The 14,841-nt window shown below is 40.0% G+C and carries 16 protein-coding genes; 6 read left to right on the forward strand and 10 right to left on the reverse strand.

The features are described from left to right. The 3 genes from VIM94_RS06790 to VIM94_RS06800 all read left to right on the forward strand — a co-directional run. Positions 1-1,525: GH3 family domain-containing protein (locus VIM94_RS06790; RefSeq protein WP_332038534.1), on the forward strand; the 1,525-nt coding region annotated here is incomplete at its 5' end. Positions 1,526-1,558: 33 nt separating this feature from the next. Then, positions 1,559-2,344: an Fpg/Nei family DNA glycosylase gene (locus tag VIM94_RS06795; protein WP_332038535.1), complete on the forward strand. Its 786-nt coding sequence runs from the start codon at positions 1,559-1,561 to the stop codon at positions 2,342-2,344. After that, the gene (locus VIM94_RS06800) at positions 2,341-3,066 is read left to right on the forward strand and encodes a DUF72 domain-containing protein (RefSeq protein WP_332038536.1); all 726 of its coding nucleotides are present in this window, start codon (positions 2,341-2,343) and stop codon (positions 3,064-3,066) included. Before VIM94_RS06795 ends, VIM94_RS06800 begins: the two co-directional genes overlap by 4 nt. Here the strand turns inward: VIM94_RS06800 and VIM94_RS06805 are convergent. From VIM94_RS06805 to VIM94_RS06825, 5 genes are all read right to left on the reverse strand, one after another. Further along, a complete protein-coding gene (locus tag VIM94_RS06805) occupies positions 3,063-3,749 on the reverse strand; it encodes an MBL fold metallo-hydrolase (RefSeq protein ID WP_332038537.1) in 687 nt (228 codons plus the stop codon). The two genes, VIM94_RS06800 and VIM94_RS06805, sit on opposite strands and share 4 nt — an antisense overlap. A gap of 10 nt (positions 3,750-3,759) precedes the next feature. Next, positions 3,760-4,326, reverse strand: coding sequence for a hypothetical protein (locus VIM94_RS06810; protein ID WP_332038538.1), 567 nt, complete (start codon positions 4,324-4,326; stop codon positions 3,760-3,762). A gap of 222 nt (positions 4,327-4,548) precedes the next feature. Then, the gene (locus VIM94_RS06815) at positions 4,549-4,740 is read right to left on the reverse strand and encodes a cold-shock protein (protein ID WP_081212097.1); all 192 of its coding nucleotides are present in this window, start codon (positions 4,738-4,740) and stop codon (positions 4,549-4,551) included. 203 nt (positions 4,741-4,943) lie between these two features. Then, positions 4,944-5,423, reverse strand: a complete 480-nt coding sequence (locus VIM94_RS06820; RefSeq protein ID WP_332038539.1) for a DUF4168 domain-containing protein — start codon at positions 5,421-5,423, stop codon at positions 4,944-4,946. A gap of 132 nt (positions 5,424-5,555) precedes the next feature. Further along, entirely contained in the window at positions 5,556-7,418 is a 1,863-nt protein-coding gene (locus VIM94_RS06825) for a DUF389 domain-containing protein (RefSeq protein WP_332038540.1), read from the reverse strand. 133 nt (positions 7,419-7,551) lie between these two features. Between VIM94_RS06825 and VIM94_RS06830 the strand changes: the two genes are divergently transcribed. Continuing rightward, positions 7,552-7,992 (forward strand): VOC family protein, encoded by a 441-nt coding sequence (locus VIM94_RS06830; protein WP_332038541.1) that lies wholly within the window; start codon positions 7,552-7,554, stop codon positions 7,990-7,992. 148 nt (positions 7,993-8,140) lie between these two features. Then, on the forward strand, positions 8,141-8,893 hold the full coding sequence (locus VIM94_RS06835; RefSeq protein ID WP_332038542.1) for a PepSY-like domain-containing protein: 753 nt from the start codon (positions 8,141-8,143) through the stop codon (positions 8,891-8,893). A gap of 74 nt (positions 8,894-8,967) precedes the next feature. On the opposite strand, the gene VIM94_RS06840 is transcribed toward VIM94_RS06835, so the two are convergent. The 3 genes from VIM94_RS06840 to VIM94_RS06850 all read right to left on the reverse strand — a co-directional run bounded on the left by VIM94_RS06840 (position 8,968) and on the right by VIM94_RS06850 (position 11,925). Next, a complete protein-coding gene (locus VIM94_RS06840; RefSeq protein WP_332038543.1) occupies positions 8,968-9,774 on the reverse strand; it encodes an alpha/beta hydrolase in 807 nt (268 codons plus the stop codon). Beyond that, entirely contained in the window at positions 9,775-11,067 is a 1,293-nt protein-coding gene (locus VIM94_RS06845) for a hypothetical protein (RefSeq protein WP_332038544.1), read from the reverse strand. It lies immediately after the preceding gene. Positions 11,068-11,274: 207 nt separating this feature from the next. Further along, complete coding sequence (locus tag VIM94_RS06850; RefSeq protein ID WP_332038545.1) at positions 11,275-11,925, reverse strand: fasciclin domain-containing protein; 651 nt, start codon at positions 11,923-11,925, stop codon at positions 11,275-11,277. 387 nt (positions 11,926-12,312) lie between these two features. Between VIM94_RS06850 and VIM94_RS06855 the strand changes: the two genes are divergently transcribed. Beyond that, on the forward strand, positions 12,313-12,576 hold the full coding sequence (locus tag VIM94_RS06855) for a heavy metal-associated domain-containing protein (RefSeq protein ID WP_332038546.1): 264 nt from the start codon (positions 12,313-12,315) through the stop codon (positions 12,574-12,576). 96 nt (positions 12,577-12,672) lie between these two features. Here VIM94_RS06855 and VIM94_RS06860 read toward each other — a convergent pair whose 3' ends face one another. Continuing rightward, complete coding sequence (locus VIM94_RS06860; RefSeq protein WP_332038547.1) at positions 12,673-13,224, reverse strand: 2'-5' RNA ligase family protein; 552 nt, start codon at positions 13,222-13,224, stop codon at positions 12,673-12,675. Positions 13,225-13,286: 62 nt separating this feature from the next. Next, positions 13,287-14,510, reverse strand: a complete 1,224-nt coding sequence (gene lysA / locus VIM94_RS06865) for a diaminopimelate decarboxylase (protein ID WP_332038548.1) — start codon at positions 14,508-14,510, stop codon at positions 13,287-13,289. Positions 14,511-14,841: the final 331 nt, after the last annotated feature.

The raw sequence follows: 14,841 nt of genomic DNA on the forward strand, positions 1-14,841 counted from the left end.
AGGTTCTATTATAAAGAGTCTTATCGATTTAAGGGATAATCTCGTTACTGAACCCGATGCTGAGAAAGCCCAGAAGGAAGTCCTTCAGAAATTATTAAAAACAGCGAAGAATACCGAATTCGGAAAACATTACGATTTTGAGGCTATTCTGAAATCTGGAGATATTAGCAAGACCTTCGCAGAAAAAGTACCCTATTTCGACTATCATAAACTTGAAAAAGAGTGGTGGCATAAGGTGCACGAGGGTAAGGAAAATATCACCTGGCCGGGCCGCCCTCCTTATTTTGCACTAAGCTCTGGTACGACGGGGAAATCCAGTAAAAGGATTCCTGTAACCAATGATATGGTTGAAGGGATCCGGAAAGCAGGGATCAAACAGGTAAGTGCCCTGAGTAATTTTGACCTGCCACCGGATTTCTTCGAGAAAGAGATTATGATGCTTGGTAGCTCTACCGATCTTCAGAAAGAAGGTGACCACCGGGAAGGAGAAATTAGCGGAATAAGCGCCAGTAATATTCCATTCTGGTTCCGGGGTTATTATAAGCCGGGTGAAGATATTGCCAAAATTGAAGAATGGGATGAACGGGTACAGCGCATTGCTGAAAATGCTAAAAACTGGGATATTGGTGCCTTAAGTGGAATTCCTTCCTGGTTGGAATTGATGATGAAAAAGGTGATTGAACATAACAAGCTGGATAACATTCACGATATATGGCCAAACCTTCAGGTTTTCGCCTCGGGAGGAGTGGCTTTTGAACCCTATGAAAAAAGTTTTAACTCACTTTTAGCTCACCCCATAACGGTAATCGACACCTACCTGGCTTCAGAAGGCTTCCTGGCTATCCAGGAACGGCCTGAAACCAATGCGATGAGGCTAATTTTAGATAACGGGATCTATTTTGAATTTGTTCCTTTTAAGGCCGAATATATAAACCATGATGGATCCCTGGTGGAAGATGCTCCTGTAATCTCCCTGGCCGATGTAAAGGAAAATGAAGATTATGTTCTGCTCATCAGTACTGTTTCTGGCGCATGGCGTTACCTGATTGGTGATACCATTAAATTCACCGATGTCTCCAGGCATGAGATCAGGATAACTGGGAGGACTAAGTTTTTCCTGAATGTTGTAGGCTCTCAGCTGTCGGTGAATAAGATGAATGATGCCGTACAGGAACTGGAAGAAAAATTTGACATTAAAATTCCTGAATTTACCCTTGCGGCGGTTAGAATTGATGGAGAATTTAATCATCACTGGTACCTGGGCACTGAAACAGATATTTCTGAAGGAAAACTTGCTGAAGCTCTGGATGAATCCTTGAAAAATGCGAATAAAAATTACCGGGTGGCTCGTTCTAAAGCCCTAAAAGGGGTGAAAGTAAGTAAAGTACATCCCGAAATGTTCCCTGAGTGGAATGCTGCCAACAAGAAAAAGGGAGGGCAGGTGAAAATGGAAAAAGTGATGAACGAAGAGAAGTTTGCTGAATGGGAGAAATTCGTAAATGAAAACCAAAGTAAATTCTCATAGCCTAAGGAGTTACCTATTAAAAATTGTTCAATTATGCCTGAATTACCGGAAATAGCGACCTTTAAAAGTTTTTTGGAAGAAACTGTGCTCAACAAGGAAATAGTAGAGGTGGAATTTCCCGAAACCGGGTTACTGCAAGCTTCTCCGGCCGATTTTAAAAAAAGCCTACTCAGCAATAAATTTACCGACTTACAACAACTCGGGAAATATCTTTTCCTTAAGACCAACAAAAAGAAAAGCCTGGTTTTTCATTTTGGAATGACGGGTAAATTTGAATATTACCAGCATAATGAGACCCCTAAACATACCCATTTACTCGTTACGTTTAAGGATTCTTCTCATCTCGCATTTATATGTGTGAGAAAACTAGGGAAGATCTACCTCACAGATGGGGTTGAGGAGTTTCAGAAGGAACACTCCCTTGGGAAACACGCTTTGGACCTTTCTGAAAAAGAATTTTTAGAACTGCTTCAGCAGAAAAAAGGAGGCGTAAAGTCGGCCCTTACCGACCAACATATGATCTCGGGGATTGGAAATGTCTACGCCGATGAGATCCTGTTTCAAACCCGAATTCATCCTAAAACCAAAGTGGAAAAACTTTCAGAAAAAGAGAGAGGAAAGCTTTTTGAAGAAATGCAGGATGTTTTAAATACTGCGATAAAAAAGGAAGGAGAACGATCGGAATTTCCCTCGAACTATCTAAGCCGTTCCCGTAAGGAGGGAGCTGATTGCCCTAAATGTTCAGGGAAAATTTCGATGATCAAGGTTTCGGGAAGGAGTACCTATTTCTGCCCTAAATGTCAAAAGGAGCAATCATGAAAGTAAATGTTGGTTGTTCAGGCTGGAATTACCGCGGCTGGAAAGATCGCTTTTATCCTGAAAACCTGGCTCAAAAAGATTGGTTGAAATATTATTCGGGAGTTTTTAATACTGTGGAGATCAACAGCACGTTTTACAGGTTTCCCAGAGATTCCACCCTTATAAAATGGAAAGAAACTGTTCCTGATGATTTTAAAATCACCCTGAAAGGCAGCAGGTATGTTACACATATGAAAAAACTGAACGAGGTGAGGGAGAGCGTGGAGAAATTTTATAATGCCGCCTACCTTTTGGAAAATAAAAAAAGCTGTATTCTGTGGCAATTACCACCCAGCCTGCATCGGGATGATGAAAAACTGGCGACTTTCTGTAAATTACTTAATCCTGATTTTACCAATGTAATTGAGTTTCGTCACCTTTCCTGGTTTGATCAGGAGGTCTATAGGCTTCTCACCAAATACAATGTAGTGTTTTGCTCTATTTCAAGTCCCGATTTCCCTGAAAAAATGATCAACACCGGGAAAACAGGCTATGTGCGATTTCACGGAAAAGGAAAGAAATGGTATGATTACGACTATTCCCGGGAGGAATTGCATAGCTGGTACGAGAAGATCAAAAATTCAGGATTGGAGGAAGTATATCTGTACTTCAATAACGATTTGGGGGCCAGTGCACCAAACAATGCCCGCTTAATGAGATCATTCTTTGAGCTAGAAAATTAGACTTTTATTTTGAAGCCATCAAAAGCTGGGATTAGCTTTGTGCCCTCCGGTTCCAGAGATTTGAGTTTTTCTTTACTTTCTCCGATATCCTTAAAAAACCAGTCTCCATAATGAGTAAAAATCAATTTTGGACTAAGCGGACTTAAAATTCGAACAAGATCTGGTATTCCGGTATGACCATAGATATTATCACCATCCCGGTTTATACGTCCTCCTTTATTAATTAAAGTCGCTTCCGTGATAATAAGATCCACCTGCCCGATTTCCTTTAGGTGGGCTTTTTCAATCCAGGCAACATCCCCGGTAAAGAAAACCCGCTTTCCGTGTTTTTCTACCACGTAACCATATGATTTTAAATTTTTGGCGTGAATTACAGGAACAGGAGTTATGCTAAATCCTGAAATTTCGGTCTCTGCTGAAATAATCTTCAGTTCAGGAATAAGAGGATGAGATTCGGGACCATAATGTGGGGTTTTTGGAGAGAAGGTTTCCTCTTTAAAAATAAAGTAAGCATGATCAGGATGAAAATGGGTGAAGATAATAGCCTTCGGTTTTCTCTCAAGGAAGGCTTCTTCCCCAACATCAATTAACAGTTTCTCATTGACCAGGAAGCCACTATGATTTCTATATTTTGGTGCCCTGGCCTTAATCTTTCCCCGGCAACCCAGGATCTCGATTTCCATATTTTCACTTTTATTCTAACTCATCTATTAACATCATGATCTCCTCCTGGGAGAGGTAAAGATTTTTTATGCGTGCTTTATAGATATCGGAAAGGTGTGCGTGGTTAAGGATAAAGTCTTTAGTGGCGATTATATATTTTCCCATTCCATGGTTTACAGCGTAGGTGTCGGCCACCCTTTCTGCTTCCTGGATATAAGTTTTTGAGGTGAAATATTTCAATCCGAACCAGATCATATTCAGGGCGCTTCTTTCCCGGTAATCCATAATATGGCCCAGTTCGTGGCCTAACCAGCCAATAAGAACATCCGATGGGACGGTGGTTACATCAAAGACTTCATCTTCAATGACTATTTGTTCACTTATCATCACGAAGTATTCCCTCTTTTTCTTGTTTTTGAAAAGTCCGGAAATCTTGGGCTGAGCCTGCATAAATGATTTCTGAATACTAGCCTTGAATTTAAATTCTATAGGAGTATTCTTTAGCTCGGGATAGTGAGCGAGGGCGACATAAGCTTCACGCCAAATGACATCGGGAACAATTTTATTGTTGAACTTTAAGCTATCTTTTTGTTTCATAGTTTGTGCATAACCGGGGTGAGACAGGCCTATTGACAGGACTGCAAAAATAAATATGCTAATAACCGGTGATTTCAAAATAGTTATACTTTCCTTTTGTTCCTAAAATATGGAATAACAAGCTAATGGAACAAACCTGATGTTATAAAAAATGTATAAAAAAAACCCTGCAAATTAATGCAGGGCCTGAAAATCTTTATAAACTGGTAATTAAAAAAAAGCCTAAGCTTGTTTTACATTTACCGCATTTAAACCTTTTCTTCCTTCTTCAAGATCAAACACAACTTCATCATTTTCTCTGATTTCGTCAATTAAGCCGTTTGCGTGTACAAAATACTCCTTGTTTGATTCTTCCTCGGTAATAAAACCGAAACCTTTTGAGTCGTTAAAAAATTTAACTGTTCCTCTGTTCATTGTAACTATTATTTATATTGACTGCAAATATACAATATATTTAAGGAGTTTTTATAAAAAAATAGATTTTATTTTAAAATTTATAAATCCAATAATGATTTATTGAGAATTTTCAATGAGAGCAGGGGCTAAGGTCAAAAAAAAAGCGGCAGAAAATTTCTGTCGCTTTGTAATTTTTATGATATGAGGGGATCGGATGATTTTTATCCCTGCATAAGTTTCTGCAGCCTTTGTTGCAGTGCAGTATCCTGTTGCAAGGCCATAGCAAGTTGTTCATAACGTTCAATGCTAAGCCCTTGTTCTTTAATTGTGTTTTCCATGGCTTTCTGAAAATCACCTTGCATACTTTCAATTTCGGTTACTACAGCTTTGTGTCTGGCTTTTTCTTCACTGCTTGCTTCTACTTCCTTATTTGGATCTAGTGAAGCCTGGTGAATTTCATTAAAGCGTTGTACATCAAAACCACTTTCTTCAACAACTTTTATCATCTTTTGTTGGGCCTGTTGATTGATAACTGTGATTCCCTGGTACGCATTGGCAAACTTTGTTAGCTCTTCATCATTAACTTCCACTTGCTGCTGCTGTTGCGGTGCCATTTGTTGTGGAGTTTGAGCCACAGCGCCTACAGTACCTAAAACAGCTGTAAAAAACAGGGAAGTCGCAATTCTTTTCAATCTAAACATAATCGTTTTTGTTTATTTTTATATTTTTTCAGAACCGAAACTAGAGAAATATATTTGGCTGAAAAACTCTTTAGGAAAAAAGTATAGGTTGTTGGATAAATCTTAACACTTCAATTCTTAATTGTTAAAGGCTTAAAACTGGCGTGCCGAAATCACTTCCAGTTGAATAGGTTCGTTTAGGCTTTTTTCTATTTTCTTTTTAATATCTACCATATCTTCTTTTTCAAGGCTTTCAGTGCCAACCAGAGTTAAACTTACTTTTAAGGGCGCACCAAACCGTACTTTTACATTTCGCAGAATAACATCATTATATGTAGCACCTTCCAGTTGCCGGGTAATGCTTGCTTCCTGCTTTATGCGATTAAAAGAAAGCGAAAGCGGAACAAGGATCAAAACGGTTATTATTAAAGTGTACACAAGTCCCATTTTAGCTCGTTTAAATGGTGCAAAACCTAAAATAAGAAAAGTGATTCCTGCAAACATAATTATCCCGGCCATGTTGGTTAAATAAAGCAGAAAGGCTCCTGAAAAGACCTCCCAATCCCACCATCCAATACCTATTCCTGCAACGGCAAGTGGGGGGACCAGCGCGACAGCAATAGCAACTCCGGCCAGGCTTTTGGCGATACCCTCCTCGGCGTGAGCGTAAGCAGCGGCCACACCCGACGCAACTGCTATCCCCATATCTAAGAGGGTAGGAGAAAGCCGGGCATCGATCTCAGAAGTGAGTACTTTTAGCGGAATGATAAGACTCACCCCGGCTGCAAATAACAGTGAAACCCCTGTTCCAATAAGAATTGTGATAAACCCGGTTTTTAGCATTTGTGTGTCGTATCGCACCATTCCCATAGAAAAAGAGACTATAGGAGAGATAATAGGAGCCAGGATCATCGCTCCAATAATTACCGGTGAGGAATCACCAAAAAGGCCAAAGGTCGCGATAAGGGTGGATAGAATCATCATTATCACATAGGGAGATTTGGTCACCGCATTTTCCCTTAATACCTTAAATAAATCTTCAAATTCTTCGGCTGTAGCCCTGGGAAGGATGGGCAGGGAGCGTTTGACTAATTCTTCCCTTTTTTGTCCCGTGGGTAGCTTGTCTATTTTTAAACTTTTCTTGACATCGGCCCCCTTTTCATCGGTACAATAGATGCTTACCTGTTTTAAGCACAAGGCTTCCGGTTGTACTTCAAGTTTAATGCTTTCGGCTAAATCTGTCTGTCCGTCTACCGTATACTCTATCTGTGAGGAGTCTTCTATCTCGAGGTTGGAAATCTTGATTTGGCCGATAAAAGAAGGTAGTTTTCCCAGTTTTTTCTTGATAGGAATTAAACTGCGTAATAAGAACAACAATAATTCAAAAAGATTTTGTGGCGAAAGTATCAGTACGTTGAACATCCCGTCATTCATAGCACTATCGGCAACTAATCTTTTGGAAACCACCGAACTCAATGGGTGCTCTACCACGATAATTCCCAGGGCTGAAGTTTGTATTAACTTCTCACCATCAGTTTTTAAAAGATAAGAGTGATGAGAGAGAGAAGAAAGTCGTCTTATATTTTTTAAAAATGTTGTGACCTCGAAAAAGAAACTATTCTCTTTATGTTCTTCTGAAAAGATAAAGACATTACCTAGGTTTACAGCCTGAAAGACGGGTTTCCCGTTACAAAATAACATGTCCAGTTTGCTGCCCTCAGCAACAAGGATCTCCTCCATAGCTTCTCCCATCTTTGATGAAATCCCTAAACCTTTAGAGGTGTATAAGTTTTCAGGATGGGGCAGGATGCCTACGGGCCAATTCTGATTTGCCGCCCGGGGCAAAAATTCCCTAAGATATTCATCGCTTAAATAGGTAATTAATACCCTTTCATTTTCGGGCTTGAACTCCGGATTGGGGTATTCAACTAATTTATATTCCTTTCCTTCCAAGAGCGGAATAAGATCTTTTTTCACTTCCGATTCATCTTCGGGGTGGTAAAGGATATAAATCATAGGATATTTGAACTTTATCCTGCAAGTTAAGACTTTTTGACACCCTAAATAAAAGTTTTAACCTCAGTTTTACAGTTGAAGAAAGCAATTAAATTATCTTGTAGAGTACTAATAAACCAAAAAATATTGCATTATGTCAATACAAAAAACACCGGCGATAATTCTTTTCGCTGCAACATCAGAAGCCAATAAATATAACCTCAGAAAAGACCATGATACCATTAGGGTTAGAGACCTGAAGAAATCTGCCGATTTTTACGGAAATGTACTAGACCTGGAAGAAATTCCTAATGGAGGTCTTGGCGACCATATTAAATGGTTTCAGCTCAACGACAGGGTTCAGCTCCATCTTGTAGAGAGTAAGGAAGTAATAGAAAAATATAAAGGAGTGCATATGGCCATGAGAACCGATCTTTTAGATGCCTTTATGGATCATCTGAAAGCGAAGAACGTTCCTTTTGAAACCTGGAAAGGAGAGGCGGGGACTTCTAATACCCGACCAGACGGAATAAGACAAATATATTTCCAGGATCCCGATGGTTACTGGATAGAAGTCAATGATGGCAGGTATTAAACCGCTAACCTTCCTTAAGTTTTAGGAAGGTTTTATGAAAGGCATTCACAATTTGCTGGTTATTGTTGCGTTTTAGTTGTATTAATCCTACTGTGAATATTATTCAGGTTTAGCACCTGATATTTAGTTAAATAATAAAAAATGTATTATGAAAAGAATTAAGCTTTTAGGAATTACTTTATTAACTGCAGCTATAAGCTTTTCCTGCAGTTCTGATGATGATGATGACATTACCACCGAAGTAGATCTTAATGCAATCGCAATTAAGGCCGATGCTCACGTGCAAACCTCCACTTTACCTCAACCTATCCTGGATTATGTTTCTACCAATTATCCCGATCTTACTATAAGGAAGGCTGAAATTGAGGACAGTGATACTTATGAAATAACCCTAAGTGATGAAACTGAGCTAATTTTTGATATGCAGGGTAATTTCCTTGGCGTTGATGATGACGATGTGGATGATTTTGGTGATGAACATTTGGATCCTTCAGAATTGCCTCAGAATATTCAGGATTTCATTGCTCAATATTTTCCTGGAGTAGGCATTGATGAAGCCGAGCGGGAAAATAATGGCAATTATGAAGTAGAATTGGACAACGATACAGAACTTATCTTTAATGCTAATGGTGAGTTTTTAGGCCGGGGAGAAGATGAGGACGATTCTTATGATGATGACGATGAAGAGGATATTAACCCCGCTGATCTTCCGCAGGTAATATTGGATTATATCGCTGAAAATTATCCCGATCAAAACATTATCGAAGCCGAGAAAGAAGATGACGGTTATGAAGTAACGCTTAACAACGGGGTTGAACTCGAATTCGACCTAGATGGCGCCTTTGTTAGTGCAGAAGATAAAAATGGGGATGATGATGACGATGATAATGATGATGATTAGAAAATAAAATAAATCCTTCAAAAAAGGCTGCTTAAAATAAATTAAGCAGCCTTTTTCTTTAAAATTTACAGCTCTTATAGTCCATTCCTTTCCTCCATAAGCCAGGAAAAAGCTATTGGAAAAGCTTCCCGCCATAAGGCTTCATTGTGTTCGCCTTCTTCTATGACTTTAAAGAATATATTTTCTTCAGGAATCCTATCGTCTAATAGACCGATCATTTTTCTGATGTTTGAAATAAGCGTTTCATCTTCCCGGGTACCTGCCAGAAAATAGAATTTTATCTCCTCTTTAAATTCTGTATTTTCTGCAAAACCATAGATTTTATCGCTAAACCAGAATGAAGGGGAAAAAACCCCTGCTTTTCCAAAGGTTTCCGGATGTTTTAGCGCGGCATAAAAAGAAATAAGTCCGCCTAGTGAGGAACCAAAAACAGCAGTGTGCTCCCGTTGAGGTTTACTTCGGAAATTCTCGTCTATATAAGGTTTCAGGCTGTTGATAATGTAATTTACATAAGCCTCGCCATTACCACCTCCGTATTTTTCATTGGGAAAAGGGGTAAGTTCTTCTACTCTCTTTTCTCCGCCATTGTCTATTCCTACCACGATAACTTCGGGTTCCAAACCATCAAGGCTCTCGTCTATTTCCCACTCCCCGGCAAAGGCTGTTTTCGCATCAAAAAGGTTCTGTGCATCATGCATGTAAATTACCGGATATCTTTTTTCTGATTGCCCGTAGCAGGGAGGTAGATAAACCCGAATTGTTTTTAAAGTATCGAGTTCCGGGGCCGGGTGTTGAAAAATTCTGATCTCTGAATTATTTGCTGCCTGGCCATGGCAGTTCAGGGAAATCAAAAGCGTGATCAGGAATAACTTTAACTCCATTTAATTTTCAATTAGATGTTGGGCGCATTCAAAACACTGCATTAGTTGCGGACTTATATCAATGTCTTCAGATCCTTTTAGGGGTTCGCTTAGCAATGATTTTTCAGAAATGATCCGGTGAAAATTCCTGGCAGTCTCAACCAGGTTATCTCTTCGGCTTTTTATCTTGTCTTTTATTTCCTCGCCATCCAGGGCATATATATTATCAGGCCAAACTTTAAAGGCTGAGTCCAGAGCTTCATCGCTCAAAAGTTCCTGAAGCTTTTGTGCTTCCTCTATAAATATTTTTTCGGGGGTATATCTCAGGAAGTATACATCATGGGGATAGATCAAACCGGGAAGATAATCTATCTCTTTCTCGAAAGGCCGAACCATAGGTTCTATATTTTTATTGGAGATTATTTCGGGGATCATTCCGCTAATATTGAAAAAAGCATTGTCCCTGTCGCCCGCAAGCGGATAGGCCTTAAACCTCCTGGCCTTTTTCTGCACCACCCATCCCCATTGTTCAGCGTGCCTGTCCCAGTCGCCAATTAGAAGGTCAAAAAGCCGGGCCCGAACCAAAGCGCCTTCATCAATTTTTAAGCTTGAACCGTATTTCTGCTTCCATTCCTGTAAATGTTTGGTATCCAGTATTTCCACTACCTGCTCGATATCTGTCCAGTTTTCTTTACCTTCGGTTTCATATTCGAGCAGAAAAAGCCTGTTTCCGTATTTTTCGTTGTATTCTTTTCCTAGAAAATCCTGCTTCGGAATAAAAACCAACCTGGGATGGGTGTGCAGTACACCGGCCGCCTCAGAAAGTGATGCTGAAAGGATGGCCCCGTAGGGATGTGAAGCCGAAATAGCATCTATCACAATATTTTCCAGGCCAAGGCTTCGGGCAATTTCCGGTACGTGGGAGGCCGGATCTTTATTTACGCTGCGCAGGGAGTAAAGTACCCCATCGGGGCCTTCCAGGCGGAGGGAATGAGTTTGGCTTCCACCACCTTCTTTGACGATCATCATCCCGCCAAAAAGTGTATCGAGAAACACCACCGGTACCTTCATAGGCGCGGACCAGGCTTCGCGGTAATTTTCTCCCTGGATAATGCCTTTTAGTATATTGCCTTCGTAAAGACTGCTCGCGGCTACTAACACCGAGTCATGTTTGCTGAAATCTATTTGCTCCAGGTCTTTAAATTCTTTAATGTTCGCTGTTTCAAATTCCTTTTCGTTGCCGGAAACAGAGATGTACACCAGGCTTATTAAAAACAGGAAAACCAGAAGGATTATCCAGAGAATCTTTTTCATTGATGAAATACTTTCTGGCAATAAAACTATGACTTTAGCAGCAAATGCAAGAGGAATTTATCAGGATTTTTTTCTGAAATAATTCCTGGGGTTGGTCTAATTCCAGATAGGAGAATATCGCTTACCGGTAAAGTTAGGAAAGAGTAAAAAGGCCATCCCAATTGAGTTGAGACGACCTTTACCAATTCAAACCAAACTAATCTAAATCTATTCTATGGGTAAAAGCACCGCATTGATAACATGAATAATTCCGTTAGAGGCTGAAATATCCGGGGTCATGATGTTTGCAGTGCTGCCGATGGCAGTAATTTTTCTCTCAGGATTAACACTAAAACTCTCTCCCAGCAAGGTTTCTATGCTGCGATAGTTTTTTGGGGGCACAACACTATTGGCAGCTCTGCGGCCTTCGGTAACATGGTATAAAAGCACATTAAGTACTAATTCTGCAGGCAGGTCGCGTGTACTGTCAATGCCAAGTGCTGTGTAGAGATTTTCAAAAGCTTCATCGGTTGGAGCGAAAACAGTGTACTGGTCGGTGCCGTTAAGGAACAGGTTTACCAAGCCGGCATCAAGCTCTTCGTCTACATAAAAAAGCGCATCAACCAGTTCATCAAAGCCTGCTTCTATAGCGATTGCCGCAATGGGATCATCGCCGGGGGCAGGAGCGCCTTTCTTTTTGCTGGCAGCTGCTTTTTTGGTGTTTGCTTCCAAAACATCGTAAACGGTCATTTCGTAAGATTTGGTTTCGGTCATTGATTCTTCTTTTTCACAGGAAACCAGGAAAAGAGATAAGAAAACGATAAAAAAGATCGATACAGCAATTCTGTTGTAAGTGATCGGTAAGGCATAATTTTTCATAACAAATCAATTTTTTAAATGATTAATAATGAGGTAAATATATTAAACAAAATAGTATTGTTTAATATTTTAACTAAATGTTTAGACAAAAAATATATTTTGTAAGAAGATGATTTCAAGATCCGAAATAAGATGCTGATAAAAGGAATAAATTGCAGACAAAACTTAGAGGCTTAAAATCGTGAAGTAATTGCAAAGCGAAGATTATAAGTGTTTTTATACTGGTTTTAAAAATTAGATTTTCATTCTCTTTGCAATTTCTCAGCATATCCGTTTTTCTAACAGAGAAATTAAGCCTGGTTATTTTTGATGTGTCAAACTGTAACTTATGTTACACGCCTGGGCTGCCTGGAATATTAATTTTGGGGATCCTAAAATTCTTTGAAAATGAACATGACAATAACAGTACAAAATTTAAAATGTGGTGGGTGTGTAAATACTATTACCACTAAAATTTCAGAAATGGAAAATATCCGGGAGGTACAGGTGGATAAGGAAACCTCTGCAATATCATTTGAATATAACGGGCCGGAAGATGCAATAAAAGTTAAGGAGAAATTGAGAAAACTTGGCTATCCGGCAGTTGATGAAAAGAACTCGCTTGTGTCAAAAGCCAATTCTATGATTAGTTGTGCTACTGGCAAATTTTAATAGCCAGCAGAATAGAAAAGCATTCCCGGCCCTTTTTGGATAAAAAGGGCCGGATGTTTTTATGAAATTCCGGGATTCAATTTCTCAGAAATCGGTTCAGGCATCGGAGGGCTTGTTTAAGAAAAACTCCCCAAACCAATCCCAGGTTTTAGCGTTGTGCTTGAACAACACCAGACTATCTGCCGTGAAAGTTTTCTTTAGTTCTTGATCTTTTAATTCCTTCCAGGAAGGTTCAAAGTTTTTGGAACTGAGGTCACGGGTGGCAAGAGTGAAATGTGGGTGAAAGTTGTTGCTTTTTTCGTATTCTTTTAAGTGTAAAGACCTGTCCAGATGTTTTTGCAGCTTACGATGGAGTTCCTGTAGCACGGCATTTTTGGCTATGGCAATAAACAGGACTTTTCCTGAAAATCTTCCAAAACCATCGGTTTCCACCTCAAAAGCCTGTTGCTGTGAGGTGAAATCTTCCAGTAGCTTTTTCAGTTTTTCTTCCTTGGCTTCTGCCATTTTAAAAGGAATCTGCAGGGTGAGGTGCGCCGGGAGTTTCAGCGCATGCCGGCTGTGGTATTTTTTGGCCAGTTCCAGCTTCAGTTCTCTGATGCTTTGGCTCAGGGTTTCGGGTGGGAGTATGGCAATAAAATACAGGCTCATCTTGCTGTTCTTTTCCGAAGGGAAAGTTAAGCAAAACCCGCCTTAAGTTTCCCAAGAAAAATTTATTCAGAGGCCGGGGACTCCAGATCTATGATCACCTGATGCCTTAAAAGGTCTTTAAAAGTTTCTCTTTCTCTAATGAGGTGAGCTTTGCCATTATACCAGAGTACCTCGGCAGGACGAAACCTGGAGTTAAAATTGCTGGCCATAGAGAAGGAATAAGCTCCGGCGTTGCTAAAAGCCAGGATATCTCCCTCGGTGATCTCGGCAATACGGCGGTTATTGGCAAAAGTATCGGTTTCACAGATATATCCTACCACTGAATAAAAGCGCTGCTTGCCCTCTGGATTGGAGATATTATGGATATCGTGATGAGACCCGTAAAACATAGGGCGTATAAGGTGATTAAAACCTGTATCTACCCCTGCGAAAACAGTAGAGGTAGTTTGCTTGATCACGTTAACCCGTGCGAGAAATTTACCCGCCTCGCTAACCAGGTACTTTCCGGGTTCGAAAACCAGGGTGAGTTCACGGTCATAATTTTTACAGAAATCCTTGAACCTATGAGTGAGCTTTTCTCCCAGTTCTTCGATATCAGTTTCTATGTCTCCAGCGGTGTAGGGGACTTTAAAACCACTTCCGAAATCCAGGAAATCCAGATTTTTAAAGTTCTTTGCTGCATCAAAGAGAATTTCTGAGGCACGAAGAAAAACCTCTATATCCAGGATATCGCTTCCGGTGTGCATGTGGATTCCGTTAATGTTCATTCCGGTATTTTCAACGATGCGTAGCAAAAGGGGCATCTGGTGAATGGAGATTCCAAACTTGGAATCTACATGACCTACCGAAATCTTGGCATTTCCACCAGCGAGAATATGAGGGTTTATACGAATACAAACCGGAACCTCCGGATGCTTGGCACCAAATTGCTCCAGAATTGATAGATTATCTATGTTGATCTGTGCTCCCAGCTCTACTACTTCTTCAATCTCCTCCAGGGAAACCCCGTTTGGAGTATAGATAATATCCTTGGGGGCTACTCCCGCCTTAAGTCCCAGCATCACCTCCTGTACCGATACCGTATCGAGTCCGCAGCCCATGGAGTTAAGGAATTTCAGAATAGAAATATTGGAAAGAGCTTTTACCGCATAATGTATACGTAGATCTTTTATCTCGCTAAAAGCATTCTTCAGGCGCTTGTACTGAGATGCGATCTTTTCAGCATCATAAACATATACGGGGCTATCGAATTCTTTGGCAACGGCCAGCAGGTCTTGATTGGTCATATCTGGATAAGATTAAAGCGCAAAATACCGGAGAAAATAAAACTCCCGCAAGCACAAGTTCCAAAAATAACGAATTCCGCCAAATTGTTTTCTTCCTAACATTTAAAGAGACTTAGATGGTTTGCTGAAAGCTCTTTTTACAGCAATTATTCGCCGGCAGATCAAATATTTGCTACCTATGGAAACCTGCATTATTAAAGGAAAAAAGATTGGTACAATACTTTTGGTTTTGTTACTTTTGTTAACCGTAATTAAATCTGAAGAAATACCTGATTATGAATATACACGAATATCAAGGAAAAGAGATTTTAAATAGTTTTGGAGTGCGCAT

The sequence above is a fragment of the Salegentibacter sp. genome, assembly GCF_036568425.1.
Taxonomy (GTDB): domain Bacteria; phylum Bacteroidota; class Bacteroidia; order Flavobacteriales; family Flavobacteriaceae; genus Salegentibacter.